This window comes from Alicyclobacillus vulcanalis (assembly GCF_900156755.1).
GTDB classification, from domain to species: domain Bacteria; phylum Bacillota; class Bacilli; order Alicyclobacillales; family Alicyclobacillaceae; genus Alicyclobacillus; species Alicyclobacillus vulcanalis.
In genome coordinates, this window is the sequence record NZ_FTOO01000001.1 from 58,647 (window position 1) to 83,829 (window position 25,183).

The 25,183-nt window shown below is 64.6% G+C and carries 27 protein-coding genes, 8 tRNA genes and 1 pseudogene; 19 read left to right on the forward strand and 17 right to left on the reverse strand.

All coding sequences use genetic code 11. The features are described 5' to 3' along the window. Positions 1–40: 40 nt before the first annotated feature. Together BW934_RS00290 and BW934_RS00295 are read right to left on the reverse strand one after the other, a co-directional pair. The gene (locus tag BW934_RS00290) at positions 41–541 is read right to left on the reverse strand and encodes a hypothetical protein (protein ID WP_076343947.1); all 501 of its coding nucleotides are present in this window, start codon (positions 539–541) and stop codon (positions 41–43) included. A gap of 81 nt (positions 542–622) precedes the next feature. Continuing rightward, complete coding sequence (locus BW934_RS00295; protein ID WP_076343949.1) at positions 623–1,600, reverse strand: aldo/keto reductase; 978 nt, start codon at positions 1,598–1,600, stop codon at positions 623–625. Positions 1,601–1,958: 358 nt separating this feature from the next. Between BW934_RS00295 and BW934_RS00300 the strand changes: the two genes are divergently transcribed. Then, positions 1,959–2,996, forward strand: a complete 1,038-nt coding sequence (locus BW934_RS00300) for a LacI family DNA-binding transcriptional regulator (RefSeq protein ID WP_076343951.1) — start codon at positions 1,959–1,961, stop codon at positions 2,994–2,996. Here BW934_RS00300 and BW934_RS00305 read toward each other — a convergent pair. Continuing rightward, a complete protein-coding gene (locus tag BW934_RS00305; RefSeq protein ID WP_076343953.1) occupies positions 2,982–3,650 on the reverse strand; it encodes a ferric reductase-like transmembrane domain-containing protein in 669 nt (222 codons plus the stop codon). The genes BW934_RS00300 and BW934_RS00305 overlap by 15 nt on opposite strands. Further along, positions 3,641–4,549 carry an FAD:protein FMN transferase gene (locus BW934_RS00310; RefSeq protein WP_076343955.1) on the reverse strand — a complete coding sequence of 303 codons (909 nt, stop codon included), beginning with the start codon at positions 4,547–4,549 and terminating at the stop codon, positions 3,641–3,643. Before BW934_RS00310 ends, BW934_RS00305 begins: the two co-directional genes overlap by 10 nt. A 47-nt stretch (positions 4,550–4,596) precedes the next feature. On the opposite strand from BW934_RS00310, the gene BW934_RS15140 reads away from it, so the two are divergent. Beyond that, positions 4,597–4,938: a hypothetical protein gene (locus tag BW934_RS15140; protein ID WP_234969488.1), complete on the forward strand. Its 342-nt coding sequence runs from the start codon at positions 4,597–4,599 to the stop codon at positions 4,936–4,938. Here BW934_RS15140 and BW934_RS15380 read toward each other — a convergent pair. Further along, positions 4,938–5,489: pseudogene (locus BW934_RS15380) on the reverse strand (peptidoglycan-binding domain-containing protein); the annotation flags it as partial. The gene BW934_RS15140 and the pseudogene BW934_RS15380 overlap by 1 nt on opposite strands. On the opposite strand from BW934_RS15380, the gene BW934_RS00320 reads away from it, so the two are divergent. Continuing rightward, positions 5,488–5,760, forward strand: coding sequence for a YuzB family protein (locus BW934_RS00320; protein WP_076343959.1), 273 nt, complete (start codon positions 5,488–5,490; stop codon positions 5,758–5,760). The pseudogene BW934_RS15380 and the gene BW934_RS00320 overlap by 2 nt on opposite strands. Positions 5,761–5,779: 19 nt before the next feature. On the opposite strand, the gene BW934_RS00325 is transcribed toward BW934_RS00320, so the two are convergent. After that, positions 5,780–5,995: a hypothetical protein gene (locus BW934_RS00325; RefSeq protein WP_076343961.1), complete on the reverse strand. Its 216-nt coding sequence runs from the start codon at positions 5,993–5,995 to the stop codon at positions 5,780–5,782. Positions 5,996–6,105: 110 nt separating this feature from the next. On the opposite strand from BW934_RS00325, the gene BW934_RS00330 reads away from it, so the two are divergent. The 4 genes from BW934_RS00330 to BW934_RS00345 all read left to right on the forward strand — a co-directional run bounded on the left by BW934_RS00330 (position 6,106) and on the right by BW934_RS00345 (position 9,906). Further along, the gene (locus tag BW934_RS00330) at positions 6,106–6,834 is read left to right on the forward strand and encodes a pseudouridine synthase (RefSeq protein WP_076343963.1); all 729 of its coding nucleotides are present in this window, start codon (positions 6,106–6,108) and stop codon (positions 6,832–6,834) included. A gap of 87 nt (positions 6,835–6,921) precedes the next feature. Further along, positions 6,922–7,278, forward strand: coding sequence for a phasin family protein (locus tag BW934_RS00335; RefSeq protein WP_234969424.1), 357 nt, complete (start codon positions 6,922–6,924; stop codon positions 7,276–7,278). A 49-nt stretch (positions 7,279–7,327) separates the two neighbouring features. Continuing rightward, positions 7,328–9,016: an ABC1 kinase family protein gene (locus BW934_RS00340; protein ID WP_084182366.1), complete on the forward strand. Its 1,689-nt coding sequence runs from the start codon at positions 7,328–7,330 to the stop codon at positions 9,014–9,016. Between the two features lie 17 nt (positions 9,017–9,033). Further along, the gene (locus BW934_RS00345) at positions 9,034–9,906 is read left to right on the forward strand and encodes a PhzF family phenazine biosynthesis protein (protein ID WP_076343965.1); all 873 of its coding nucleotides are present in this window, start codon (positions 9,034–9,036) and stop codon (positions 9,904–9,906) included. Between the two features lie 149 nt (positions 9,907–10,055). Here the strand turns inward: BW934_RS00345 and BW934_RS00350 are convergent, their stop codons facing one another. Beyond that, entirely contained in the window at positions 10,056–10,400 is a 345-nt protein-coding gene (locus tag BW934_RS00350) for a hypothetical protein (RefSeq protein WP_076343967.1), read from the reverse strand. A 78-nt stretch (positions 10,401–10,478) separates the two neighbouring features. Here BW934_RS00350 and BW934_RS00355 point away from each other — a divergent pair, with 78 nt between their 5' ends. Further along, positions 10,479–10,676: a hypothetical protein gene (locus BW934_RS00355; protein WP_076343969.1), complete on the forward strand. Its 198-nt coding sequence runs from the start codon at positions 10,479–10,481 to the stop codon at positions 10,674–10,676. A gap of 14 nt (positions 10,677–10,690) precedes the next feature. Here BW934_RS00355 and BW934_RS00360 read toward each other — a convergent pair. The 8 genes from BW934_RS00360 to BW934_RS00395 all read right to left on the reverse strand — a co-directional run bounded on the left by BW934_RS00360 (position 10,691) and on the right by BW934_RS00395 (position 11,493). After that, positions 10,691–10,766: transfer RNA gene (locus BW934_RS00360), tRNA-Phe, on the reverse strand. A 3-nt stretch (positions 10,767–10,769) separates the two neighbouring features. After that, a tRNA-Met gene (locus tag BW934_RS00365) sits at positions 10,770–10,845 on the reverse strand. A gap of 72 nt (positions 10,846–10,917) precedes the next feature. After that, positions 10,918–10,992: transfer RNA gene (locus BW934_RS00370), tRNA-Glu, on the reverse strand. A gap of 4 nt (positions 10,993–10,996) precedes the next feature. Continuing rightward, positions 10,997–11,071: transfer RNA gene (locus tag BW934_RS00375), tRNA-Asn, on the reverse strand. An 8-nt stretch (positions 11,072–11,079) separates the two neighbouring features. Further along, positions 11,080–11,155, reverse strand: a tRNA-Ala gene (locus tag BW934_RS00380). Positions 11,156–11,209: 54 nt separating this feature from the next. Continuing rightward, positions 11,210–11,283 (reverse strand) — tRNA-Gln (locus BW934_RS00385). 5 nt (positions 11,284–11,288) lie between these two features. Next, a tRNA-His gene (locus tag BW934_RS00390) sits at positions 11,289–11,364 on the reverse strand. 44 nt (positions 11,365–11,408) lie between these two features. Beyond that, positions 11,409–11,493: transfer RNA gene (locus BW934_RS00395), tRNA-Tyr, on the reverse strand. Positions 11,494–11,698: 205 nt separating this feature from the next. On the opposite strand from BW934_RS00395, the gene BW934_RS00400 reads away from it, so the two are divergent. Beyond that, positions 11,699–12,475, forward strand: coding sequence for an alpha/beta hydrolase family protein (locus tag BW934_RS00400; RefSeq protein WP_076343971.1), 777 nt, complete (start codon positions 11,699–11,701; stop codon positions 12,473–12,475). 23 nt (positions 12,476–12,498) lie between these two features. Continuing rightward, complete coding sequence (proC, locus tag BW934_RS00405) at positions 12,499–13,317, forward strand: pyrroline-5-carboxylate reductase (RefSeq protein ID WP_076343972.1); 819 nt, start codon at positions 12,499–12,501, stop codon at positions 13,315–13,317. Between the two features lie 22 nt (positions 13,318–13,339). Here the strand turns inward: proC and BW934_RS00410 are convergent, their stop codons facing one another. Beyond that, complete coding sequence (locus tag BW934_RS00410; RefSeq protein ID WP_076343973.1) at positions 13,340–13,837, reverse strand: MogA/MoaB family molybdenum cofactor biosynthesis protein; 498 nt, start codon at positions 13,835–13,837, stop codon at positions 13,340–13,342. Between the two features lie 89 nt (positions 13,838–13,926). On the opposite strand from BW934_RS00410, the gene BW934_RS00415 reads away from it, so the two are divergent. The 7 genes from BW934_RS00415 to BW934_RS00445 all read left to right on the forward strand — a co-directional run bounded on the left by BW934_RS00415 (position 13,927) and on the right by BW934_RS00445 (position 21,482). After that, complete coding sequence (locus tag BW934_RS00415) at positions 13,927–14,748, forward strand: dienelactone hydrolase family protein (protein WP_076343974.1); 822 nt, start codon at positions 13,927–13,929, stop codon at positions 14,746–14,748. A gap of 30 nt (positions 14,749–14,778) precedes the next feature. Further along, positions 14,779–16,518 carry a phospho-sugar mutase gene (locus tag BW934_RS00420; RefSeq protein ID WP_234969425.1) on the forward strand — a complete coding sequence of 580 codons (1,740 nt, stop codon included), beginning with the start codon at positions 14,779–14,781 and terminating at the stop codon, positions 16,516–16,518. After that, on the forward strand, positions 16,515–17,702 hold the full coding sequence (locus BW934_RS00425) for an MFS transporter (RefSeq protein WP_076343975.1): 1,188 nt from the start codon (positions 16,515–16,517) through the stop codon (positions 17,700–17,702). The genes BW934_RS00420 and BW934_RS00425 overlap by 4 nt, the downstream gene beginning before the upstream one ends. 301 nt (positions 17,703–18,003) lie before the next feature. Then, the gene (locus BW934_RS00430) at positions 18,004–18,765 is read left to right on the forward strand and encodes a WecB/TagA/CpsF family glycosyltransferase (protein ID WP_076343976.1); all 762 of its coding nucleotides are present in this window, start codon (positions 18,004–18,006) and stop codon (positions 18,763–18,765) included. Positions 18,766–18,904: 139 nt separating this feature from the next. Next, a complete protein-coding gene (metK, locus tag BW934_RS00435; RefSeq protein ID WP_076343977.1) occupies positions 18,905–20,092 on the forward strand; it encodes a methionine adenosyltransferase in 1,188 nt (395 codons plus the stop codon). Between the two features lie 246 nt (positions 20,093–20,338). Continuing rightward, a complete protein-coding gene (locus BW934_RS00440; RefSeq protein WP_076343979.1) occupies positions 20,339–21,007 on the forward strand; it encodes a response regulator in 669 nt (222 codons plus the stop codon). A 61-nt stretch (positions 21,008–21,068) separates the two neighbouring features. Next, on the forward strand, positions 21,069–21,482 hold the full coding sequence (locus BW934_RS00445) for a hypothetical protein (RefSeq protein WP_076343981.1): 414 nt from the start codon (positions 21,069–21,071) through the stop codon (positions 21,480–21,482). A gap of 35 nt (positions 21,483–21,517) precedes the next feature. Here the strand turns inward: BW934_RS00445 and BW934_RS00450 are convergent, their stop codons facing one another. Then, the gene (locus BW934_RS00450; protein WP_234969426.1) at positions 21,518–22,984 is read right to left on the reverse strand and encodes a helix-turn-helix domain-containing protein; all 1,467 of its coding nucleotides are present in this window, start codon (positions 22,982–22,984) and stop codon (positions 21,518–21,520) included. Positions 22,985–23,135: 151 nt separating this feature from the next. Between BW934_RS00450 and BW934_RS00455 the strand changes: the two genes are divergently transcribed. Together BW934_RS00455 and BW934_RS00460 are read left to right on the forward strand one after the other, a co-directional pair. Next, positions 23,136–23,855, forward strand: a complete 720-nt coding sequence (locus BW934_RS00455) for a response regulator transcription factor (RefSeq protein ID WP_076343985.1) — start codon at positions 23,136–23,138, stop codon at positions 23,853–23,855. Next, entirely contained in the window at positions 23,852–25,141 is a 1,290-nt protein-coding gene (locus BW934_RS00460) for a HAMP domain-containing sensor histidine kinase (protein ID WP_076343987.1), read from the forward strand. The genes BW934_RS00455 and BW934_RS00460 overlap by 4 nt, the downstream gene beginning before the upstream one ends. Positions 25,142–25,183: the final 42 nt, after the last annotated feature.

Here is a 25,183-nt window from a genome sequence, read left to right on the forward strand (position 1 = left end):
CGGGCCTTGCGCCCGGCAGCCAGGCGCCGGCATGCACGCTTTAGCCCCCCGGCAAGCTGCTTGGGAGCTGGCCTGCAGTGGGCACGACGTGCGCAGCGCCTTCCGCCACGACGTGGCCGTTGGTCAAGAGTTCCACGCGCCAGCCTGAGGTGGGAACATCTTGAACCTGCTCAACGACGGTGACGTACGAGGCTCCGCCTTGGGCATTGGCCTGAAAGGCCCCGATGGTGCGAGCGCCGCCTGAAGGGCCTGGCGCGGTGAGGAGCGCCACCTCGTAGCGCCCGCGGGGTGTGAGGTGCGTGGCCTCCAGGGAGACGCTGAGCGCCTCATCCTCGCGGTTGAACAGCAGCGTCGCGGATGCATCCAGCGCGGACGAGCCTTTCGGCTGGAGCTTGACCTCCGCAACGACCATGGGGGAAGATGTGCCGCTCGCTGCATGGAGTGGGAGCGGTGGTTGGACCGGTTGGGCCTGTCCACAGCCCGTGAGGGCGAAGGCGATGAGGCTCACGATGCCCCACGCCCGGATTCGTTTTGCCTTCATGGCGTTCCCCCAGAGGGCGGGCCTTGCGGGCAAGGGCTTGCTCGCCCTTGCCCTTGCCCTTGCTCTGCCCTTTGCGATGTCTTACCACGCGTACGCCTCGGGCGCAGGACCGCCGGGGCCGGGGAAGATTTCGTCCAAGCGCTTCAGCGCCTCGTCGTCCAGCTTGACTTCCAGTGCGCGCAGGTTGGCCTCGAGCTGCTCGAGCGTCCGCGGGCCGATGATCGGCGCCGTGACCGCCGGATTGTGCAAGAGCCATGCGAGGGCCACGACATCCTGCGGCTCGCCAATTTCATCGCACAGTTTCTTGAACTGCTCCAGTTTTGGCCGCAGCCGTTCGACCTCTGCCTTGGCGCGAGCCGACCGCTGACCGGAGCCCGTCAATGCGTTGCGGCCGAGGAGTCCTCCGGCGAGCGGGCTCCAGGGGATCACGCCGATCCCGTGGGCCTGTGCACAGGGAAGCACCTCGAGTTCCGGTTCACGGCACAGAAGATGGTATTTGTGCTGTTCCGACACCAATCCGAAGAAGTTGCGCGCCTTGGCCGCCGCCTGCGCCACGGCGAGATGCCAGCCCGCAAAGTTCGATGCACCCACGTAATCAATTTTCCCTTGATACCGGGCGACCTCGAACGCTTCCCACAGCTCGTCCCATGAGACGCAGAGATCGACGTGGTGCATTTGGTAAAGCTCGATGTGATCCGTCTGGAGGCGCTTGAGGGAGCCTTCCAAGTGACGCCGGATCTTGTAGGCGGAGAGGCCACGGCCATCGTTGGGGCCGTCGAGCGGGTCTTCCATCGGGTTGTACACTTTCGTCGCCAACACGACGCGCTCGCGCCGGCCACCTCCCTGAGCAAACCAGCGGCCGATGATTTCCTCCGTCCAGCCGCGGTGGCCCTGGCCGCCGTACACATTGGCCGTGTCAAAGAAGTTGATGCCCGCGTCGAGCGCCGCATCCATGATCCGGAAAGCCTCTTTTTCCTCCGTCTCAGGCCCGAAGTTCATCGTCCCGAGGCAGAGCCGGCTCACCTTGAGGCCGGATCGTCCGAGCGTTGTGTACTGCACTTGAGACCACACTCCCTCCCAGGATGTCCTCACGCTATGATTCATATCACTTTGCGGCAACGCTTTCAAATCGTTTGGGATGTTTTGAATCCGCTTCGCCCTGTAGGGCCGAAACGCGTTTCTGTTGACCTCGTTCGGGCGCCGCTCTGAATTGCTTCGCGTGGACGCGCGGCGCGCGGGTTGACGCACATCTGCCGAAACTGCAAACGGGTGTTTCGCTTTTTACAGGCCACTTGCGGCCTGGCAAAGGGCGCTTTAGAATGAGCTCTAACGGGATTCTTCGAGGCGTTCATGCTCTCAACCTCGAAAACGTTTTCGAGCATCGCGGTGGTTGGGCCGCAGGAGAAGGTGTTGTCCGATGACCACCATTTACGATATTGCGCGCAGGGCTGGCGTCTCTGCGACGACCGTGTCCAAAGTGTTGAACGGTTATCCCGATGTGAGTCAAAAGACGCGCGAGAAGGTCCAGCGCATCACGCGGGAGTTGGGCTACCAACCCAACGCCGCCGCCCGAGGCCTCGTCACGCGCCGGTCCATGTCCATTGGCGTCTTTTTTCAGGATGATGCCCGCATGGGCTTCCGGCATCCGTTTCTCCACGACATTGTCGCCAGTTTTCAGGATGTCGTCGGTGAAAGCGGCTATGATCTGCTCTTTTTCTCTCGAACCACGCCGCAGAATGCGCCCCAGAGCTTTGAGGCGCGCGCCCGGCATCGCGGCGTGGATGGCCTCTTCTTGCTGGGGATTCCCCGCACGTCACCCGGGCTCAGCGCGCTCACGCGCAGCCGAATTCCCATCGTCTCTGTCGATCTCGACCTGTTTGGTCCGCGCGCGAGTTGGCTGTCGTCGGACAACGTCGGCGGCGCCCGGCTGGCGGTCGAGCACCTCGCGCGGATGGGCCACACCAAAATAGGATTCGTCGGTGATCGGTATGGCACCAAGCCCGGCCAAGACCGCGCGCTCGGCTATCACATGGCCATGCAGGAACTCGGGCTGACGTTCCGGAGCGAGTGGGTGGCGGAGGGCGACTTTATGGAGGACTCAGGTGAAGAGGCCATGCAGCGGATCCTCGAGGCGCGCGAATGGCCCACCGCCGTCTTCTTCGCATCGGACATGATGGCCATCGGCGCCATGAAGGCGCTGCGCCAGAGGGGCCTTGTGCCGGGGCGAGACATGTCGCTCGTGGGCTTTGACGACGTCGAAATTGCTCGCCTCGTGACGCCTGCGCTGACGACCATTCGGCAAAACACGCGGGCCATGGGCGAGGAAGCGGCCCGCGAGCTGCTTGATCTCATGCAAAATCCCAATCGTCCGCCCCGAGTCATCACCATTTCGGTGGAACTGGTGGTTCGCGACAGCGTCGCTCGCCTCCCAGGCGGAGCTTCAGGCCGCTCGTGAGGGCCGCGCGGCCTTCTGCCTCGCCTTTCGCCACCGCGCGACCGACGCGGCGAGCAGGACGCAGGTCGCCACGGCGTACACCAACCGTGCCCACGCCGTGTGGCTGTCCGATCCGGCCAACAGGCCGTGCAAGGTCACGGCGGCGAACATCGGGAACGCCAGCATGTGAATCCGCCGCCACGCCACGGCGCTCAGGCGCTCGCGAAAGTACGAGGTGACCACGAGCAGCACCCAGGCGTACAAGCTCAAAACGCCAAGCGCCACGGCGGCCGGCCGGTACCTGTCGGCAAACGGGACGAGAAGTGCCGGAATGGTGAAGGGCACGGTCTTATCCTCATACAGCCCCCACAGGTGAAAAAACACAAACGGCAGCACCAGCATGGCGGAAAACTGGTGCAGCTGCGTGACGAGTTTTCGCAGCTTCAGCTTATCCCACGCGCCGCTTGTCGTCGTGACGCCGAGAAACGCGGTCAGCCACAGGAGCAAATACGCGGTCATCCCGGCGGATCGCGCCATGTACCAGTGCGTCAGGTTGGCGCTCGCGGGTGCGGGGTTTGTCCAGACGGTGATCCCGTACGACGCCAAAATGATCCCCAGGATGACGATCCACGTGTACACAAACGGCCAGCGCTGGGGCTTTGCCATCAATTGCATGCGATCACGTCTCCTTTCGTGGTGGCGATGAGATAAGCGGAGCAAAGGCCGCGATCGCGCGCGGACGCGAGGTAGCGGCTTCCCGCGTCGGCGCCGAGCAAGAGCGCCACCTTCGCGAGGACCTCCGCCGTTGTGAGCGCATCGGCGCAGACCGACACGGAGATCGCGTCCGTTTCCGCCGGGAGTCCCGTAAACGGATCGATCAAGTGGTGCAATTTCCGGCCGGATGGCGTCTGCCAGGCGCGCCGGTAGGTGCCGCTCGTGGCGACCCCGCCGTCCGTCAGTGTGAATGCGCCGATGGGCTCGTCTCCGCCGTACGGGTTGGCCACGCGGATCGACCATGGCTCGTCGTGGCTCGTGACCTGTACGTCGCCGCCAGCGGAGAGTGCGAAGCGCTTGAGGCCTTGCTCGCGCAGAGACGCTGCGCACCGGGCGACGATGTGGCCCTTGGCGATCCCGCCGAGATCGACCTCGTACCCTGAGAGAAGTCGCACGGTGTTGTCTGGACCGAACTCGATGGGTGGGTGAATGGGTGGAATGCGCCCGGATGTGAGAATGGGCTCGACGGAGACCTCCAAGTCCTCAAAGGTGACGCTGTAGCCAATGCGGCGCATCTCCTCTCCGATAAACGGGTCGAAGTAGCCGCGCGTCTGTTGGAACCATTGCGCCGCGAGCTTGAGCACGTGGTTGAGTTCATCTGGGACGGTCACCCAGGCACCTTGCGCCCGGTTCAGGCGCGACAGATCGCTTGCCGGATCGAACCGGGAGAAGATGCGCTCGTACCGCCGGATGGCGGCCTCGAGATCGCACGCCAAAAGTGTCAGTTCAGGGCCGGTAAGCCAATCGTTGACGTACAGTTCGACGTCCGTGCCCATGGCGCGAAACGCGGTGGACTGCATGGCCTTCACCTCACGACGCGGACGTCACGGGGCCCGGAAAGCTGGGGATGGAGCTGCCGGACGCGCTGCCGGATGAACTGCCGGACGAACTGCCGGACGAACTGCCGGATGAGCTGCCGGACGCGCTGCCGGACGAACTGCCGGACGAACTGCCGGATGAGCTGCCGGACGCGCTGCCGGACGAACTGCCGGACGCGCTGCCGGATGCGCTGCCGGATGAGCTACCGGATGAACTGCCGGATGAACTGCCGGATGAGCTGCCGGACGAACTGCCGGATGAGCTACCCGCAGTGAGCGTGCTCGTGGCGTGGGTCTTGACCGCCTGCTGCAACAGCGTGAGCGTGCGCTCATCCACGATGCCGGTCGGCGTGAGACCCTCGGCAGCCTGAAACGCTTCGACCGCAGCCGCTGTGATGGGCCCGTACGTCCCCGTGATGGCATAGTTAAAAAAACCTAGCGCGGAAAGCGATTGTTGCAGCGCCGCCACTCGGCTTCCCTTGTCCCCCTGCTGAAGCACGACGGGGTCGGATGCCGCTGTGGTCCGAACGGTGGCGCGGCCTGTCGATGTCGTCTCCGTGGCGCTCGTGTGGACGGACTGGCGCTGCGCCGAATTCGAGGCCGTGGATAGCGGCTCCTTCGCAACGGTATGCCATATCGTCAACATGCCTCCAAAGGAAAGGGCAGGCACGGTCCAGGACAACGTGGCGAGCCACCGATGCATCCTTCGCTCTCGCGCCAGTTTGGCAAGCTTCTTGTCATCTGGCGTCATGTTCTCTCCTCCTGCGATCTCGTCTTCGTCGTACGCAGTGTTCCATGGCAACTTCGAATTTGGATTGGAGCTGAGGGAAACGATCGTGCGGGGCGGCAGAGTTTCAGGCGAGAGCGTCGAGCCCTGGCGCGGTGTACAATGGACAAGGGTGAAAGCAGGAGGGAGTGCCATGGACGGGCTCGTCGTGATCGAGGTTTGTGCCAACAATCGGTTGGCAAAGGGCTGGCTCGACGAGGTGGAGATGCGGGTGCCGGGCACAGCCGTGATGGAGACGGACTGCGTCAACACGTGTGGGCTCTGTCAGGTGCGCGCGTTTGCTTATGTGAACGGGAAGCTCGTTTATGATGCGGAGCCAGAGGTGTGTGTGCGGAAAATCGAGGACGAGGCCCGCGCGCTGCTGCGCTGGCTCAACACGGCCGAAGACGAAGCAGGCGCGCCATGAGGCGCGCCGGAGGCACAGGTCACGATTCGCGACGCCAAAATCCGCGATACGTGGGTCTGCGCAGCTTGTGGCGGTATACGAATCGGCCGAGATCGAGCGCGAACGCAATCTTGCCGAGCACGTCCAGGATGGGTTTGAAGGTCCACCAGATCGTGAGCGCGACGAACGCGATCACGCCGAGGAACACGGCCACGACGGCCAAGAGGGCGATGAGAAGGATGGTTGCCACATGCATGGCGAACACCTCGCTTTCCGTTCGCTGAACGCGAACAAGCTATATTCATTGTACCGCAAGGGGCACAGGACTCAACCCGCCTGTGGCGAAGGATGACGGGGAGGAAAAGGATGGCGACGATCCGAGTCGACAAATGGTTGACAACCGCCGGATACGGCACGCGCAGCGAGGCGAAAAAACTGTGCCGCGCGGGGCGCGTGCGCTTGAACGGCGAGGCGGTGAAGGACGCGGCCAGGCACGCGGATCCGGACGTGGACGTGCTGGAGGTAGACGGTGAACCTGTCTCCTACGAGCCCCTCGTCTATTTCATGATGTACAAGCCTCCTGGGTACGTGTCGAGCACCGAGGACCCGCGCGATCCCGTCGTGGTCTCGCTGCTTGACGACGAGGACAGCTGGCGGGACGTGTTTCCGGTGGGCCGCCTCGACAAGGACGCGGAAGGCCTTTTGCTGTTGACGAACGATGGCGCCTTGGCTCATCGCCTGCTCGCGCCCAAGCGCCATGTGCCGAAACGCTATCTGGTGCGGGTGCGCGGCGCGCTGGGCGAGGCGGATGTGGAGGCCATCGCCAAGGGGGTCGTGCTTGACGACGGGTATCAGGCGATGCCTGCCGAGCTCGAAATCTTGCGCTCGGGCGCCGAATCCGAGGCCATCATTCAGGTGTACGAAGGCAAGTACCATCAGGTGAAGCGGATGTTCGCATCGCTCGGCAAGCGCGTCACGTTTCTGAAACGCCTGAGCATGGGCCCGTTGTCGCTCGATCCGTCCTTACGACCAGGCGAATACCGGCGTTTGACTCAAGACGAGATCGAGGCACTCATGGCCTACGACGGAAGATAGGCCGATTTTCGAAGCGAACCAGAGGTTCGCGTGGTACACTAAAAAGAAACCCTGGTGAGGAAATGCATGTCTGCGGAGGTGCAGAAGATGGACGTGGAAGATCAGTTTCGCCGGATGGTGGACCTGGGCATTGGGCTCATCACGTACAGCAGCGAGAAAATCGCGGAGGCTGCGCGGCAGTGGGCAGAAGAGAAGCGCATGACGCCTCAGCAGACGAAGGAATTCGTCCAAGAACTCGTGGAGCGCGGCGAGAAGGAGCGGGCCGAGTTTCAGAACTCGGTTCAGGAGAGCGTGCAGCGGGCGCTGACCAGGCTCGGCATCCGCGAGGACCAGGAAGTGTTGCGCGCGGAAATTCGGCAGCTGCGCGCGATGGTGGAGCGCCTGGATGCGCGTGTGGCGGAACTCGAGTCGCGGCTTGGCGCCTCGAGCGAACCCCAGGCCTGACGGCTGGCACATCCGCGCCACCTCTTTTTGAGCCGCAAAGGAGTAGACCATGGTCGGAGGACACATGCTCGGCAGACGGGTGCGCCATCTGTCTCGATACAAAGACATTGCGCAGATCTTGGTCGCGAATGGCTTCGGCTGGTTTATCGACGAGATCGGCCTGTTGGACCTTCTGTCGCTGCCTCGCCGCGTCTTTTCGGGGCGCGCAGATCGGGAATCGCTTTCGACCTACGAGCGCGTCCGGGTGGTGCTCGAGAAGCTCGGGCCGACGTTCATCAAGTTGGGTCAGATCGCGAGCCTGCGCGCGGACGTGTTTCCTCCGGAGCTCATCGAGCAGCTTGCCAAGCTTCAGGACGACGTGCCTCCCGTGGCGTTTGCGGACGTGCGGAGAATTGTGGAAGAGGAGCTTGGCCAGCCGCTCGGAGAGGTCTTTCGAGCGTTCGACGAGGAGCCGGTCGGATCGGCGTCCATCGGGCAGGTGCACCGGGCGGAGCTCATCAGTGGCGAAGAGGTGGCGGTCAAGGTTCAGCGCCCTGACATCCGCCGAAAGATCGAGATCGATCTCGACATCCTCATGGACCTCGCGCGGTTGGCGGAGCGCCACTTCGAATGGGCCGCGTACTATGAGCTGACAGGCGTCGTCGAGGAGTTCCGCCACACGCTGCTCAATGAGCTCAACTACACGGTCGAGGCCCACAACGCGGATCGGCTGCGGCGCGTGCACGAGGGGGATGCGCAAGTCCGCATCCCGGAGATCTACTGGGAATTCACCACGGCGCGCGTGCTCACCATGGAGTATGTGCGGGGCATCAAGCTCCAACATCGCGACGAGCTCGTCAGGGCGGGATATCCCACGGACGAGATCGCCCGGCGGGTGACGCGCGCCGTGTTGACGCAGATGCTGGTGCACGGCGTATTCCACGCGGATCCGCACCCAGGTAACCTGGCGGTGCTCCCGGACCACAGCATCCTGTTCATGGACTTCGGCATGGTGGGCAGGCTGTCGGCGGAGATGAAGCAGCACCTCGCCGCTCTGGTGATCGCGCTGATGCGCCGGGATACCCGTGCCATTGTGCGCGTGTTGAACCGAATGGGCGTGGTGCCGCCCGACATCGATGAACACCGGCTCTACCGCGACGTGGATCACCTGCGCGAGAAGTATTACGAAATCCCGCTCACGCAGGTGAGCCTGGGGGAGGCGGTGAGCGAATTGTTTGCCGTCGCGTACCGCCATCGCGTCCGCATACCGGCCGATCTCGCCCTCGTCGGCAAAGCGCTCGTGACCATTGAGGGCGTCGTGGAAGGGCTTGACCCTTCCTTTCGTATCCTCAACATCGCGGAGCCGTTCGGCCGGGCTCTGTTAAAGGAGCGCGTGCGGCCGCGGCGATTTGCCGCCTATCTCGCCCGCGGCGCCGTCGAAGGGCTGGAGCTCTTGAGCGATGTACCGCGCCACGTCATCGAAATTTTGCGCCACTGGCGACAAGGGAAAATTCGCATCGAGCTCGAAATGGCTGAGTTGGACATGCTGACCCGCCAGCTGGTCCGCATCGGGAACCGGCTGTCGTTCAGCATCACGCTGCTCGCGTTCAGCATCTTCATGACCGGGCTTTTAATTGCCACGGTGCTGAAGCGGTCGCCGGCGGGTCTCTGGTCGTTTCCCACGACCGAAGTCGGCGTCGCGGTTGGCTTGTTCCTGCTCTTTTTGCTGATCCTTTCGATATGGCGTTCAAACAAGTGATCGGGGAGCGATAGGCGGTGCGAGAAATCGAAGTGTTTCAGGTGGATGCGTTCACGGAGGAGCCGTTTACGGGCAACCCTGCCGGTGTCGTGATCGACGGGGGAGAGCTGCCTCGCGATCTCCGACAGCGCATCGCGCGCGAGATGAACTGCTCCGAGACGGCGTTTGTGGTCCAGTACGAGCGGGATCGGTTTCGCTTCCAGTACCACACGCCGGAGGCGGAGGTGGATCTCTGCGGACACGCGACCATCGCCGCGCTCCACCTGCTGCGCGAGCGCCAAGATATTATCGGCGACATCGTGGTTGAGACGCGCGCCGGACTTCTGCCCATGCGCATCGATGAAAAGGGGCCGGTGTGGATGCGCCAGGCCGAGCCCAAGTTTCGCGACGTCCCGGATGACGCGCGCCGCGCGCTGCTCGCCGCGCTCGCCATGGAAGAGGGCGATCTCGCCGATGAACTGCCGTTCGCACTCGCCTCGACGGGGATTTGGCAGGTGATGGTGCCCATCAAAAGCCGCGATCGCCTGTTTGCCCTGGCGCCCGATCAGCTGCGCCTCCGGGAGGTGTCCCGCAGTCTCGGGGCCATCTGCGTGCATGTGTACGCGCTCGATCCGGCCGAGGCGCCGGCGGTCGCGGTGGCGCGCGACTTCGCTCCGGCGGTCGGCGTGGCGGAAGATCCACACACAGGGACGGCGGCGGGCGCCCTCGCCTCGCTTTTGGTCGATCGCGGCATCGTCGCGGCGGAGCGGGAGCTCGCCTTTGAGCAGGGCGCCAACCTGGGGCGCCCGGGCCTCATCTTGGCGCGCGTGGAAGCGGGGCCGCCGATGCGCACGTGGGTGGGCGGGCACGCCGTGACCATGCTGCGCGGCGAAATGCGCGTCGCAAAGTAGTCCGCTGCAGAGCGCGCCTGCCGCGGTGGCCCGTCCGCACGCGCCGCGCGGGATGTCTCCGCCCGCCAAAGGGCGGGCTTCCGGCTCACGTCCGGGGCTCCCGGCTCACGTCCGGGGGCTCCCGCTCCGTGTCCGTCGAGGCCTCCCGGTCACGGGGCGGCGAGACGGCGCACCTCGTCGCCGTACCAGCGGCCGATGGCGGCGAGGGTCGCCTGCATGGCGGATGTGGGGCTGGCAGGGCCGTCGTAGACGGCATCTTCGGTCGACGCGTCCGTTTCGGCCTGCAGCACAATGCGAATGCCGCCGTCGCGCTGCCACAGGGTGATGCGCACGTGGCGCGCGGGTCGCCCGGGGTGGGCAAACGCAAGCCTGACGCCCTGATCGATCGGCTCGTGCGACAGGCGGCCATCAAATGTCGCCGCGATGTCCGCCGCTTCCCGCACGGCGGCAAGACACCGCGTCCAAGCCTCCGAGCCTTCCATGCCTTGCTGCATTGTCGTCTCTCCTTTGGGATGACGGGTGATGACACGGGAATATTGTAGACGTGAAGAGCCCAACGCGGGGGTGAGAAGATGCAAAAAGGCATCGTTTCTTGGGTCGATCCCGAGGGACAACGGGGGATGGTTCGCGTCCAGGGAGGCCACGACCTTCCCTTTGATGCTGCCGATTCGCCTGGACGAGCTCGCGTGCGCCCGGGCGATCACGTCGCATTTGACGTCATGCAGACGCCGGCCGGCCCGGTCGCATTGAATCTGATTCGCAAGCCATGAAGAGGAACATGGGGTGGTGGCTCGGGACGGAATCGAACCGCCGACACGAGGATTTTCAGTCCTCTGCTCTACCGACTGAGCTACCGAGCCGCATGGTTGCGGGGGCAGGACTCGAACCTGCGGCCTTCGGGTTATGAGCCCGACGAGCTGCCAACTGCTCCACCCCGCGCCGAAGAGAACGTGGAAAAACCGGAAGCTGAGAAACGTGCGCCCAGGCGCGTCTCGTGGCCTGGGCGCTTGCTGGTGACCCCAGGGGGATTCGAACCCCCGTTACCACCGTGAAAGGGTGGTGTCTTAACCACTTGACCATGGGGCCGAATTGGCTCCCCGAGCAGGATTCGAACCTGCGACCCTCCGGTTAACAGCCGGATGCTCTACCGCTGAGCTATCGAGGAAGATTGGGTGGTGGAGGTAGCCGGATTCGAACCGACGACCCCCTGCTTGCAAGGCAGGTGCTCTCCCAACTGAGCTATACCCCCACAAACGACGCGCCCCCGGCTGCGCCGAAGGGCGCGTCCTCGATGTGCCCTATTTGGCTGGGGAAGAAGGATTCGAACCTTCGATCGCGGTACCAAAAACCGCTGCCTTACCACTTGGCTATTCCCCAGCATTTGGGGTGAGTGATGGGATTCGAACCCATGCATGCCGGAACCACAATCCGGTGCGTTAACCCCTTCGCCACACTCACCACACGCCTGAACTTAAAGCAAACCCCAACGCTCTGCGTTGGGCTGGTGGAGGGGGCAGGATTCGAACCTGCGAAGCATTACGCAACGGATTTACAGTCCGCCCCATTTGGCCACTTTGGTACCCCTCCGCGACCTGCGCCGGCACAGCGTCGAATCCGAGCGCCGCGCGCACTGAGTACATTATCATGGCGGCCGCAGCGAAGTCAAGTCTTTGCGCCGAGATTTTTTACGGCCGAGAAGGCCAGCGCTGACGGCCTTTTCGTGGTAACATGAGGTGTGGAAACTGTCCCATTCGGGGAAATCCATGGTGTTCCTGCAAGGGAGCGTGTTGACATGCAGAGAGCCGTCGAGCTCGAGGTGGAGGGCCTCGTTCTGCGCGGCATGGAACACGTGCCAGAGGGCGCGGACCGCGAGCCTGTGCCCGCAGCGATTCTGTTTCACGGATTTACCGGCACCCACATCGAGCCGCATCAGCTGTTTGTGAAGCTCAGTCGCGCACTCGAGGCCGAAGGCGTGGCCGCGTTTCGCTTCGATTTCGCCGGGAGCGGCGATTCGGACGGCGAATTTCACGAGATGACCGCATCGTCCGAAATTCGCGATGCGAAAGCCATCCTCGATTGGGTCAGGCGTGATCCCCGCATCGATCCGCGGCGGGTAAGCCTCGTTGGGCTGAGCATGGGGGGCTATGTCGCCTCCATCGTGGCCGGCGACGAACCCGACAAGGTGGATCGCCTGGTGCTTTGGGCGCCTGCTGGCAACATGGCCGACATCGCGGACAAGCAGGCGGAGGCGCTCGGCGCCGCGGCCGACTCGGATGTGGTCGATCTCGGCGGCAATCTGGTGGGACGCAAGCTGTACGAGGACCTCAAGCAGATCGACCCGTTCGAGCGCGCCAAGCCCTTCCAAGGCAAGGTGCTCATCCTCCACGGGATGGAGGACGAAGCCGTCCCGTACGAGGTGTCCATCAAGTATCAGAACGAGGTCTACGGGGAACGAGCCCGGCTTCACCTGATTGAGGAAGCCGATCACACGTTCAACAACCGGCACTGGGAGGCCGAGGTCATTCGCGAAACCGTTCGCTTTTTGACAGACGTGGACCGAGGTCAGTGACATCGCCTGCAGGAGGTGGCGCGTTGGAACGGCTGTTCATACTCGGCGCCGGTTCAATGGCCGAGTCGTTTATCAAAGGGATTGTGGAAGAGGGCGTGATCGACCCGCGGGAGATCTTCGTGTGCAACCGGTCGCGCCGCGAGCGCTTGTTGGAATTGAGTGAATGGTATGGCATCACGCCTGCTGCATCCGTCGAGCGGGCGGGGGATGCCGACCTCATTATCGTCGCGGTGAAGCCGTACGACATGATGGACGCCTTGCGACAGCTGCGGCCCTACCTGTCGGAGCAAATCCTGCTGTCGTTTGCCGCTGGGATTCCCATCGACGCGATTCGCCGCGCCACGGGCGGCCATCCGTATATCATCCGCACGATGCCGAACGTGCCCGTGGCCGTGATGCAGGGGGCCATCGCGTTGTCCGCTCCCCCGACCGTGCCCAGGGACAAGCTCCGCAGGATTGTGGAGATGCTCGCGGGGCTCGGCCAGGTCGTCGAGATCGACGAGGCGCTGATGGATGCCGCCACCGCGTTTTCGGGCAGCGGCCCCGGCTTCATCAGCTATCTGCTGGAGGCGATGGAGCAGGCGGCGGTCGAACTCGGCTTCGAGCCGGCGCTCGCCCGGCGACTCTTGGTGCAGACGGTCATCGGCACCGCGCACGTCCTGCGCGAGTGGGATTTGAGCCCGAGCGAGCTGCGCCGGCGCGTGACCTCGCCCAATGGCACCACGCACGCGGGCGTGGAGGTCATGCGCTCGCGCGGCGTGTACGAGGCCATCGTCGACGCCGTGCGGCGCGCGGCCATCCGGGCGGAGGAGATGGGGCGGGAGTACACGCGCGAGGCCTGATGCGGGCTGCCGCGCCGCTGGGTCAGTCGCGCCGGTGCTCGGTGATGCCGGCCACCAAATCCAGCGCGTGCGGGAGAATGGGCGCGATGACGCGGAAGCCTTCTTCCACGGCGCGCGGGCTGCCGGGAAAGTTGATGATGAGCGTCTGGCCGCGGATCCCGGCCGTCTGGCGCGAGAGCATGGCCTGAGGCTTCGCGGGCCAAGCCGAGGCCCGCATCGCCTCGCCGATCCCTGGGATTTCGCGCTCGATCACGTCCCGGGTCGCCTCGGGCGTCACGTCGCGCGGGCCGAGCCCTGTCCCGCCCGTGGTGGCGACGAGGTGCACGCCTTCGAGCGCCAGCGCGCGCAAGCGGGCGGCGATGCGGGCGCGATCGTCCGGGAGCACGACGGCGTGGCGGACGTCGAAGCCGGCCTCGCGAAGCAACGACGCGAGAAGCGGGCCGCTCTCGTCGTGGCGCGCGCCGCGGCTGGCGGAATCGCTCACGGTGATGACGGCGGCGGTGCGCATGGGCATATCCATTTCATACCTCCTCTGACTTTCCGAATCTATACGCTTCCATGTTGAGCCTCATCTCTCACTGTGACACAATAGCCGTGGAGGTGGCAAACGTGGCACTGCACACGGAATGGATTCGATATGGCGCAAACGGCGAGTACCTGGGCTATCTGGCCCACCTCGACCGGCTGTCGGACGGGCAACCGGCCGTGATCGTGTTCCAGGAAATTTGGGGCGTGGACGAGCACATTCAGGACGTGACGGAACGGTTTGCCCGAGCGGGTTATGTCGCGCTGGCGCCAGACCTGTATGCCGAGGGGGGCAAGCGCAAGCCTGGCTTGGAGCCGGAGGCCATCGAGGCGGTGAAGCGGTTTTTGGACTCGGTGCCGCCCCAGGCGTGGCACGATGCCGCGGCCAGGGATCGCGCGCTTGAGACGCTGCCCGAGCCGGAGCGGACGACCGTGCGGCACACCTTCGGGCAGCTGTTTGGCGGACTGAATCTCGATGCGTACAACGCGCATCTTCTCGCGGCAGCGGCCTTCTTGCGGGACACCTATCCGATGTCCAAGGGCCAGCCGGTGGTCTCCGTCGGCTTCTGCATGGGCGGCGGTCTTTCCGCACGGCTTGCGACGCTCGATCCGAAGCTCGCCGGCGCGGTCATTTTTTACGGACAGGCGCCCGGCAAAGAACAGATTCCGAACATCCAGTGCCCGGTGCGCGGGTTCTACGCATCGCTCGATCCGCGCATCACGGACGCGGTTCCGGCGTTTGCCGAGGAGATGAAAAAGGCCGGCAAGGACTTTCAGTATCGCGTGTACGAAGGCGCGCATCACGCGTTTTTCAATGATACGCGCGCGTCGTACCACGCAAAAGCGGCGCGATCGGCGTTCGCAGAAGTCCTGACGTTCTTCAATCAAGTGACCGGAGGCGTATGAATCGGGCGCCAGACTCGGATTGTGGGAGGGATGGAAACGGTGACAAAGGCGCAACAGGCCTACGAGCAGTGGCTGCAGCAACCGCATCTGCCTGAGGACCTTCGCGCGGAACTCGAGCGCATCCGGGGCAAGGACGACGAAATCGAGGATCGCTTCGGGGCCGATCTCGACTTTGGCACCGGCGGCCTGCGCGGCGTGATGGGCGCAGGGCTGAACCGAATGAACGTGTACACGGTGCGGCGCGCCACCGCGGCGCTGGCCCTTCATCTCCAGGCCCGCGGCGAGGACGCCGTCAGGCGCGGCGTGGCCATTGGCTACGATGTCCGCCACAACTCGCCCGTGTTCGCGGAGACGGTCGCTTTGACCCTTGCGGCGTTTGGCATCCGGGCCTACCTGTCGCCCGTGGTCTGCCCTACGCCAGAGCTGTCGTTTGCCGTGCGAGATCTGGGGTGCGCGGCCGGCGTCATGATCACCGCGAGCCATAACCCACCCAAATACAACGGCTACAAGGTCTACAACGAGCATGGCGGCCAGATCCTCGAGGACGATGCGCGCGACATCAAGGCGCGCATGGAGACGATTCAGGACGTGTTCGCCATCGACCACCTGACGCGGGAAGAGGCAGAGAAGCGCGGGCTGCTCACCGCGATCCCCGCTTCCCTGCGCGCCAAGTACATCGAGACCGTCGTGCGCGAGGTGCGAGATCCGCGCATCCGCGACGAACGGTCCGGCCTGTCCATCGTCTACACGCCGCTCCACGGCACGGGCAACATCCCCGTGCGCGAGGCGCTGCGCGCGGCTGGCTACACGAACGTCCACCTCGTCCAGGAGCAGGTCGAACCCGACGGCGACTTTTCGACGGTCAAAAGCCCGAACCCTGAGGAGCAAGAGGCGCTTTCTCTCGGGGTGAAGCTCGCGGAGGATTTGGGCGCCCACCTCGTCATGGGCAACGATCCCGACTGCGATCGCGTCGGGATCGCCGTCCGCGACGGTTCAGGACGCCTTCAGCTGCTCACGGGCAACCAGGTGGGAGCGCTCATCGTGCACTACCTGTGCGAGCGACACCGCGACCTCGGGGGGCAAGGCCTTCCGCCCATCGTGTTCAAGACCATCGTGACGTCCGATATGGGCAAGCACATCGCGGAATCGTACGGCGTGCACGTCGAAGAGACCCTGACGGGCTTCAAGTATATCGGCGATCGCATCACGCGCCACGAGGCGGACGGGACGTATCGCCTGCTCGCCGGCTACGAGGAGAGCTACGGGTATCTCGTGTCGCCCATCGTCCGGGATAAGGACGGCGTGCAGGGCGCGCTGGTCATCGCGGAGATGGCGGCTTGGCACCTTGCGCACGGGCGCACGCTGGTGGACGTGCTGCGCTCGCTGTACGAAACGTACGGATGGTTCGGGGACAAGCTCGTCAACGTGGAACTGGAGGGGCACGACGGCGTCGACCGCATGAAGCGCGCGCTGAACGACCTGCGGCAGCGCCCGCTCGAGGTGCCGGGGCTGGAACTCGTGGCCGTGGAGGACTACCTCGCGCGCGAACGGCGGTTCCCAGCCTCCGGCCGCACCGAGCCTCTGACGCTGCCGGTGTCCGACGTGCAGAAGTTTATCTTTGAAGGCGGCCATTGGGCGGCCATTCGGCCATCGGGAACGGAGCCGAAAATGAAGATGTATTTTGGCGTGCGTGGCAGGAGCGAGGCGGAGCGGGATGAACTCTTGGACAAGCTCGTTCGGGCGCTCTCAGCGAGGGCGCGCATGGAATGACGACCTGGAAGCGGACGCTCGCCATCCTGTGGTGCGCGAACTTCTGCGCCGCCGCCGGGATGAGCCAGATAATCCCGTTCATCCCGCTCTACCTGGCGGAGCTCGGGCTGCATACGGAGCGAAGCATCGATCACTGGTCGAGCTGGGTGTTCTCTGCGCAGTTCGTGACGTCGTTCATCTTTCAACCGGTGTGGGGCTCGCTCGCGGACAAATACGGGCGCAAGCCGATGCTCCTTCGCGCGGGATTCGGCATGGGTGTGATGACGGCGCTCATGGGGCTCGTCGGAGCCCCATGGCAGCTGTTGGTCCTGCGGCTCGTGAACGGAGTGTTCTCGGGATTCATCGCCATGGCCATCTCGCTCCAGGCCTCCGTCACGCCTGCGGAAAACGCGGGGCGGGCGCTCGGCACGCTCCAAACGGGCAACATCGCGGGTTCGCTCATCGGGCCGCTCGTGGGCGGTCTTCTGGCTGAATGGTTGGACTTTCGCGGCTGCTTCTTCTTCACGGGCGCGATGCTCGTTCTGGCGAGCGTGATTGTGCTCATCTTCGTGCACGAGCCCAAGACACAGGGGCGAGTCCGGGTCAAGACCAAGGGCTCGTGGCGGAGCCTGGTTGGGCTTTGGCCCGTCTTTCTCGGGTCCTTCATGACGCAGCTCGCCATGATGAGCATCGAGCCCATCGTGACCATCTTCACGCGGAGCATCTACCAGGGCGTCCACCTGACGCTCGCCGCTGGGCTCGTGGTGGCCACGAGCGGCATCGCCAATCTGGTGGGCACGCCCACGCTCGGCAGGCTCGGCGATCGCGTCGGGCAGGAGCGCGTCCTCTTGCTCGCCTTCCTCGGTGCGGCTTGCGCGTTTCTCCCGCAGGCGCTCGCCCACGCGCTGTGGCTTTTGCTCGTCGGCCGGTTCTTGCTGGGCCTGTTTGTGGGCGGCATGCTCCCGTCCCTCCAGGCGCTTGTGCGCAAACTCGCGCCGGAGGACAAGCAGGCGACGGCGTACGGCCTCAACTCGAGCGCGACCTTTTTCGGCAATTTGGTCGGCCCGCTCATCGGTGGGCAGGTCGCCGCGATGTACGGCATCCGATCCGTGTTCTATGTCACGATGGCGCTTTTGTTGCTGAATGCGGCCGTGATCGGGTTCAATCGGCGCCGCTTGGTGCCACACCGCGCGGATGAGGTTTAGGCGGGCCCGAATGTGGTCATCATGGTGGCCATCTGGATGCAATCTGGAGGGTCATGCCGTGAAGGGCACTTGGGTGCGCGTGATCCACATCGTCGTGGCGAGCGTGATGCTCGCGTGCACGGCCGTCAGCCTCGCGGCGATTGCGCTTGAGCTGGCGGTGCACAGGCTCATCTCGTGAGGCACGGCCGGCGTGCGCGTGGGCGTGCGGCCGGAGACATCAAACGGAGCCCGTGAAACGCCGCGACAGGGGCAGAGGCGCAAACGCGCGGAACTCGTCAACAAGCGATGGGGGCATGGGTCAGTGGCAGTTCAAGGATTTGCCAAGGACGTCGTGGACGTGCTCGGCGTCAGGTTCCACCGCGTGACCATGGCGGAGGCGGTGGAGAAAATCCTCTTCTGGACGACGGACGGCGGCCATCACCTGGTGGTGACGGCCGGGCCGGAATTCGTCATGCAGTGCCAGCGGCAGGAGGCGCTGTTGCGCCTCGTGAACTCGGCCGATCTCGTCACGGCCGATGGCATCGGCGTCGTTTGGGCGGCCCGCCGAAAGGGCCGGCCTGTGCCCGAGCGCGTGACGGGTGTCGAACTCGTGCCGCACGTCTTGACGGAGGCGATGCGGCGCCATCAAGCGCTTCGGGTCTACCTTCTCGGCGCCACGGCGGCGTCTCTCGAGGCGTGTTTGACGCGGCTGCAAGCGTCGTATCCGACACACGCGTTTGCGGGCCATCACGGTTACTTTCAGCACCCGGATCTCGAGCGGATTCTAGAAGACATTCGAGCCTTCCGGCCCCATCTGTTGCTTGTCGGCATGGGTCAACCGCGCCAGGAATTGTTTTTACGAGATGTCATGGGCAAGCTCCCGCCGCTCGTCGGGATGGGCGTAGGCGGGTCCATTGATGTGTGGGGCGGGACCGTCCGCCGGGCTCCGGAGGCCTTCCGGCGCACGAATCTGGAGTGGCTGTATCGGCTCATCACTGAGCCGCGGCGTTTCCGCCGCCAGCTTGCGCTGCCTCGGTTCGCGTGGCGGGTGATCACGTCGCCAACGCGGCAGGACGGGCCGTGATCGCCGCGCTTCGAAAACATTGTCAAGGAAAACTCCTTGACTGCCCAGAGGCCATCGACTACGATAAGGTTTGTTTTGCGATGGACAAGCGGGATCCCCTGGCTTGCCAAATCCTCTGCGCGCCAAAGGAGGCTCCAGATTGGCACAGCGACGCCTGTTTACCTCGGAATCCGTGACGGAAGGTCACCCGGACAAGATTTGTGATCAAATCTCCGACGCAGTGCTGGACGAGATTTTGACATATGATCCGCACGCGCGCGTCGCGTGCGAGACGTCGGTCACGACGGGGCTCGTGCTGGTCATCGGTGAAATCACGACGAACTGCTACGTCGATATCCCGAAGGTGGTGCGCCGCACCATTTCCGAAATCGGCTATACGCGGGCGAAGTTCGGCTTTGATGCGGAGACCTGCGCCGTCATCACGTCCATCGACGAGCAGTCGCCGGACATCGCGCAGGGCGTGAATCGGGCGCTTGAAGTTCGGCACATGACGGATGCCGAGATCGACGAAATTGGCGCGGGCGACCAAGGGCTGATGTTTGGGTTTGCCTGCGACGAGACGCCGGAGCTGATGCCGCTGCCCATCTCGTTGGCCCATCGCCTGGCGCGGCGGTTGGCCGAGGTTCGGAAGAGCGGCGAGCTCCCCTATCTGCGCCCGGATGGCAAGACGCAGGTGACCATCGAGTACGAGGGCGACCGCCCCGTGCGGGTGGACACGATTGTCATCTCGACGCAGCACGACGAGCAGACCACGCTTCAGACGGTGGAGCGCGACATGGTGGAGCGGGTCATCCGCCCCATCGTCCCCGCGGAATGGCTCGATGAGCGCACGAAATACCTGATCAACCCGACGGGGCGGTTTGTCATCGGCGGGCCGCAGGGCGATGCGGGACTCACGGGCCGCAAAATCATCGTCGACACGTACGGCGGGTATGCGCGCCACGGGGGCGGCGCCTTCTCCGGCAAGGACCCGACGAAGGTCGACCGCAGTGCCGCGTACGCCGCGCGCTACGTGGCGAAAAACATCGTCGCGGCGGGGCTCGCCAAGAAGTGCGAGATTCAGCTCGCCTACGCCATCGGCGTGGCGCGGCCCGTCTCCATCTCGGTGGACACGTATGGAACCGGACAGGTGAGCGACGAGCGGATTGTCGAGATCGTCCGCGAAGTGTTCGATCTGCGACCGGCTGCCATTATTCGCGATCTCGACCTTCGCCGGCCGATCTACCGCCAGACGGCGGCGTACGGCCACTTTGGCCGCACGGACATCGATCTGCCGTGGGAGCGGACGGATAAGGCGGAAGACATCCGCCGGCTGGCGTTCCAGTGAGCGCGGGCGCCCGCGGGGCGCCGCTCGTGGGCCGGGGCTGACAAAAGTTTGCCGCCGCGCCAGAGGACCCTCACAAACACCGCTTTTGGTATCGAATGTATGTGACATCACCCTTACACCCCATGATGTGTGCCCTCCGGCGCTTTGCTGGAGGGCGTATTTTTTTTGCATTGGGCTGAGGCGCGAATCTGGTATCATCGTCATCGAGATAGGACATCCGGGGTGGCTTTGAACTAGGGGGATGGAATGAGGAGCGACTTACCCATTCGCGTCGCGATCGCGGACGACAATGCGGAATACCGCTTGACCTTGGCAGATCTGTTGGCCTACGAACCGGACATCGAGGTCGTGGCCGTGTGGGCGAACGGCCACGAGGTGCTGCGAGATCTCGAGCAGGTGCGCCCCGACGTGCTGTTGCTCGACATCACGATGCCTGAGGTGGACGGCATCTGCGTGCTCAAGGCCGCGCCGCTCATGACCTGGCACCCGAAGGTCGTCGTGCTGACCATGCACGAGCAATCGCCGGTGGTGCTGGAGGCCGTTCGCGCGGGCGTGAGCGGCTACATCGTCAAGGACGCGCCGATGGAGGATTTGCTTCGGGCCATCCGCGAGGCGCACGAGGGCCGGGCGATGGTGCACCCACAGGTCATGAAGGCGGTGCTCGGGGAAATCGAGCGATACGCCAAGCCCAACGACGGGTGGAAGGACCTGTTGACGGCGCGCGAGTTCGACGTGTTGTGCCAGATGGCCGCGGGCAAGTCGAACGAGCAGATCGCCGAGTCGCTGCACATCACGCTGAAGACGGCCAAGAACCACGTGTCGCACATCCTGGCGAAGTTAAACGTGTCGGACAGAAGCCAGGCGGTGTTGCACGCGTATCGAGAGCGGTGGATTCTGCCGGATCGCCTGACGTGAGGCGCGCGCGTAAGCCCCTTGGGACCTCGGCGCATACGCTGGGGCAAGGGGGTGAGCCCGCATGGGGTTGGGACTTGCATTCGCCGTGGCGATGCTCGTGTATGTGGCGTGTGCGTGGGCCGGTAGACTTGCGGGCGGAATATGGGCAAGACCCGGGCGAGGCGCGGAATGGCTGGTGCTCGTGGCTGAAGGGTGCGGCAGCACGGTCGAGGGCGTCCTGCGCATGGCCTGCGGCCGGTGGCGATCCCGCGTGACCCGCGTCGTCGTCATCGATGTCCATCCCGCCGACGAGGCGCGCGAGGTCGTCGAGCGGCTCGCGGCGAAAATGGCGTGCGACGTGGCCTACGTCGCGGTGAAGGACAGAGCGGAGGCGGAGCGAGAGGTCGCCGCCATCCGCCTGGGCTCGCTTCCCGACGTGCGCGTCCGCGTGATTCACGTGTCGGGGCGCGACGCTCGGGCGAGCGCCGCGCTGTGAAACGAGCCCGACGCGCGATGGCGGCCTAGGGGCTATCAGAACACGAAGGGAACCTGTGGGCGAGGCTCGCGGCCGAGGAGGTCGATCTTCTGCACGTAGCGAAGGGCCTGCTCAAAGTCGCGCGCCTCGGCGAGCCACTGAACGAGCAGCCGGCAGGCTCGCATCCGCACCGCCGTCTCTCCCCATTCTGGGAACGATTGCTCATACTCCAGCAGCCGCTGGCGAAGCGCCGCGCGGTCCTGCGGCCGCTGTAGGTACGCCGTTTCCAGGGCCAGCAGATCGAGCTTGAGCCTCGCTCGCTTGGCCGACACGTCGGCCGCCGGCGGGAGCAGCCGCTCGATGGACCGGGCCAGCTCCATCCAGAGCGCCGCGCGCTCGACGTCGCTTGCCTCCAGCCGCTCTGCGATCTCGTCCCCAAACGCGGCGAGCTCGCTCCACGGCGACACCGCGGTGGTGAGGTAGGCGCGCTGAAGCCGCGAAGAAAAGCCTTCCGCTTTCCCGAGCCGCGCGTCGAGAGCCGTCTCCATCTCGGCGAGCCGGCCGACGTAGAGGAGTTCCGTCGCCTGATCCGCGAGCGCTCGGGCCTGAGACGGGTCCGTCGCAAGGTGGCAGAGGGCCTCGTTCGCGAGCTTTTCGCACATGGCGAAGAGCGCCGAGCCCCCGTCCGCCCATCGCAGGGCCGCCGCAAGATGCGGGCGATCCGGCGGGGCCCACGCGGCCCCCGGGGCTGGCGATGACGGACCGGATCCTGCGGCATCTGGCGCGGCGGAACCTGGTGCCGACGGCTCTGGCGCCGCGGCCACAGGCGCAAACTCGGCGCGCAGGGGCGGCTGCGGATCGAGGCTCGTGCGCTTCCACGGCACATCGAAGCCTTCGTCGCGCGGGTCGAGATCGTCGAGGTGCAGGTACAATTGGAGGGTGAGCGCGCGAAGCTCGGCCGCCGGGATGGCGCGGCTCGCGGCGATCGCGTCCACGTGCGCCAGGGCGTCCTTCCACAGGCGAACGGCGGCCGGGACGTTCCCGCGGTCACACTCGGCGTACCCAAGCTCCCGCAGCGCGTAGAACGCGACGCGCGCGTCTCCTGACGCTTCCGCGGCTTCGGCGAGGGGCAGGAGGAGCTGCACCGCCTCCGCATCGGCCCCGTCGCCGCGCAGGGCTCGGGCGAGCGTCAGGCGGTACTCGGCCAGGCCGCGCGTGTGAAACGACGCCTCCGGCAGATGGGTCAACATGTGCCGGGCGCGCGAGTAGTGTCCCGCGGCGATATCGTACTGGGCGACGTGGATGGCCGCCTGCAACAGCCCATGCGGATCGGCGTCGCCCACCAAGCTGTCGATGGACGCTCCCAGGCGATCCGCCAACTGAATGAGAAGCGGGTACGGCGCCAGGGCCCGGCCCGATTCAATCTCGTTCAACCGCTCGGGACTTATGAGTTCTCCTGCCAGCTCAGCCTGGCTCAGACCGCGCGATGTGCGGAGGGTTCGGATGGTTTCTCCTATCGACACGTCCACACCCACTTCCCTTATCTTCCGAATTAAGTTTCACATATTGGCATGGATTTGACAAGATTCAAAGGAATTCTCCATCCTGATCGTGGCCGAGCGCGGCCGCTTCTTGTTACAATAAGGCCAGTACCAGTGAGCGGAGGGAAAACGTGTGCCTACCGTGTTGGTGGTGGACGATGAAGCGTCCATTCGCACGTTGGTGGAATACAACTTCAGTCGGTCCGGGTTCGACGTCGAGACGGTGGACGACGGCCTCGTGGCGTACGAAAAGTTGAAGCAGAGCGCCGCAAAGTATGATCTCGTCGTGCTGGACCTGATGCTCCCCGGCATGGATGGGCTTGAGGTCTGCAGGCGCCTCCGCCAAGAGGGCATTAAGGTGCCCATCATTCTCCTGACGGCGCGAGACGAAGAGGTGGACCTCGTCCTCGGGCTCGAACTCGGCGCGGATGACTACGTGACCAAACCATTCAGTCCGCGCGAGCTCGTCGCCCGCGCGCGAGCGGTCTTGCGCCGGATGGAGAGCCGGGAAGAGGATTCCCAGCCTGCCTCGGCGGGGAAGGTCCTGCGCGCCGGCAACATCGTGATGGACGTCGCGCGCCACGAGGTCCGCGTGCGCGGCCAACTCGTGGAGTTCACGCCGAAGGAATTTGAACTTCTGCAGTATTTCATGGAAAACCAGGAGCACGTGTTGTCGCGCGACCAGCTCTTGGACCGCGTCTGGGGATACAGCGCCGCCACGGATACGCGCATCGTCGACGTCCATGTCTCGCATCTTCGCGAAAAGATTGAGGATGATTCCAAGAATCCGAAGTACATTCGCACGGTGCGGGGCATTGGCTACAAGTTCACGGAAGGCACGTCTGGGTCATGATGGGGTTTGCCATCGGACTAGGGGTGGGCGTGTGCCTCGGAGCCCTCTTCGCCCTGTGGCAGATGAGCTGGTTCCGCAGCCTGCGCCGCTACCTGCTTGACGCCATGGACGCGATTGTGCAGGGGCGGTACGACGTGCGCATGTACGAGTACCGCAGCCGCCCTGCCGAGATCGCCATCTTCCGCCAGTTCAACCGCATGGCCGAACGCATCCAGGAGACCCTCGCCGACATGTCGCAGGAGCGCGACATCTTGCGCCACATCCTGCAGAACATGACCACCGGTGTCATCTACCTCAGGAGCGATGGCCAGGTGCAGATGGTGAACCACGCCGCCGAACGGCTGTTCCGCAGACCCGTCGAGCAGTGGAAGGACCGAGATCACTGGACGGTCTTTCGAAACTATCAGCTCGGATCCGCCATTGATCACGCCTTGCTCTTCGGCACGCCGTGGTCAGGTGAATTTCAAATCCGGGACGGCGTGACCGTCGCCGTGCGCCTCGTCCCCATCTCGGCCGCGCCTCGCATGCGCAGCAAGGCCGACGGCCGTCACGACGTCCTCATGCTCGTCAACGACGTGTCCGAATGGCGCCGCCTCGAGCGCATGCGCAGCGATTTCGTTGCGAACGTCTCGCACGAGCTGAAGACGCCCATCGCCGCCATTCGCGGGTTTGCCGAAACCCTCCTCGACGGCGACGTCGACGACGAGGCGAGGGAAAAGTTTTTGCGCACCATCTACGAGGAGTCGCTTCGCATGGGCAACCTCGTCTCGGATCTCCTCGAGCTCTCGAAGCTTGAGGCGAGCGACAGCCATGTCGATCCCGTCGCCGTTGACCTGTACGAAGTGCTCGTCCGCGCGGTCGATCGCGTTCGGCCCGTCGCCCAGAGCAAGGACATCTCCATCGAGTTGCCGCGCCCCCAGCGCCTGCACGTCTGGGCTGAGCCGGATCTCTTGCTGCAGGTCTTCCTCAACCTTTTGACCAACGCCATCCACTATTCGCCTCCCGGGAGCCAAGTCTGCGTCACCTGGGACGTGCTCGTCGATCGCGTCAAGGTGCACGTGAAGGACAACGGCATCGGCATTCCCAGGGAGTCGCTCTCCAGGGTGTTCGAGCGATTTTACCGCGTGCACAAGGACCGAAGCCGCGCCTCCGGCGGGACGGGCCTTGGACTCGCCATTGTCAAGCACATCGTCACCGCGCTCGGCGGCGAGGTCGGCGTCGAAAGCGAAGAGGGCAAGGGCAGCGACTTTTGGTTCACGCTCTCCAGGCTCGACGCCCGACCGTGATCGCCCCGGCCTTGGCGCCACTCGCCCCGCCGGGCGCGTGCG

Bases quoted from the DNA above. Each gene is read 5' to 3' on its own strand.
- BW934_RS00290 (WP_076343947.1), bottom strand. From the start codon at position 541: ATGAAGGCAAAACGAATCCGGGCGTGGGGCATCGTGAGCCTCATCGCC.
- BW934_RS00300 (WP_076343951.1), top strand. From the start codon at position 1,959: ATGACCACCATTTACGATATTGCGCGCAGGGCTGGCGTCTCTGCGACG.
- BW934_RS00305 (WP_076343953.1), bottom strand. From the start codon at position 3,650: ATGCAATTGATGGCAAAGCCCCAGCGCTGGCCGTTTGTGTACACGTGG.
- BW934_RS00310 (WP_076343955.1), bottom strand. From the start codon at position 4,549: ATGCAGTCCACCGCGTTTCGCGCCATGGGCACGGACGTCGAACTGTAC.
- BW934_RS15140 (WP_234969488.1), top strand. From the start codon at position 4,597: ATGGAGCTGCCGGACGCGCTGCCGGATGAACTGCCGGACGAACTGCCG.
- BW934_RS00320 (WP_076343959.1), top strand. From the start codon at position 5,488: ATGGACGGGCTCGTCGTGATCGAGGTTTGTGCCAACAATCGGTTGGCA.
- BW934_RS00325 (WP_076343961.1), bottom strand. From the start codon at position 5,995: ATGCATGTGGCAACCATCCTTCTCATCGCCCTCTTGGCCGTCGTGGCC.
- BW934_RS00330 (WP_076343963.1), top strand. From the start codon at position 6,106: ATGGCGACGATCCGAGTCGACAAATGGTTGACAACCGCCGGATACGGC.
- BW934_RS00335 (WP_234969424.1), top strand. From the start codon at position 6,922: ATGGACGTGGAAGATCAGTTTCGCCGGATGGTGGACCTGGGCATTGGG.
- BW934_RS00340 (WP_084182366.1), top strand. From the start codon at position 7,328: ATGGTCGGAGGACACATGCTCGGCAGACGGGTGCGCCATCTGTCTCGA.
- BW934_RS00350 (WP_076343967.1), bottom strand. From the start codon at position 10,400: ATGCAGCAAGGCATGGAAGGCTCGGAGGCTTGGACGCGGTGTCTTGCC.
- BW934_RS00355 (WP_076343969.1), top strand. From the start codon at position 10,479: ATGCAAAAAGGCATCGTTTCTTGGGTCGATCCCGAGGGACAACGGGGG.
- BW934_RS00400 (WP_076343971.1), top strand. From the start codon at position 11,699: ATGCAGAGAGCCGTCGAGCTCGAGGTGGAGGGCCTCGTTCTGCGCGGC.
- BW934_RS00410 (WP_076343973.1), bottom strand. From the start codon at position 13,837: ATGGATATGCCCATGCGCACCGCCGCCGTCATCACCGTGAGCGATTCC.
- BW934_RS00420 (WP_234969425.1), top strand. From the start codon at position 14,779: ATGGAAACGGTGACAAAGGCGCAACAGGCCTACGAGCAGTGGCTGCAG.
- BW934_RS00425 (WP_076343975.1), top strand. From the start codon at position 16,515: ATGACGACCTGGAAGCGGACGCTCGCCATCCTGTGGTGCGCGAACTTC.
- BW934_RS00440 (WP_076343979.1), top strand. From the start codon at position 20,339: ATGAGGAGCGACTTACCCATTCGCGTCGCGATCGCGGACGACAATGCG.
- BW934_RS00445 (WP_076343981.1), top strand. From the start codon at position 21,069: ATGGGGTTGGGACTTGCATTCGCCGTGGCGATGCTCGTGTATGTGGCG.
- BW934_RS00460 (WP_076343987.1), top strand. From the start codon at position 23,852: ATGATGGGGTTTGCCATCGGACTAGGGGTGGGCGTGTGCCTCGGAGCC.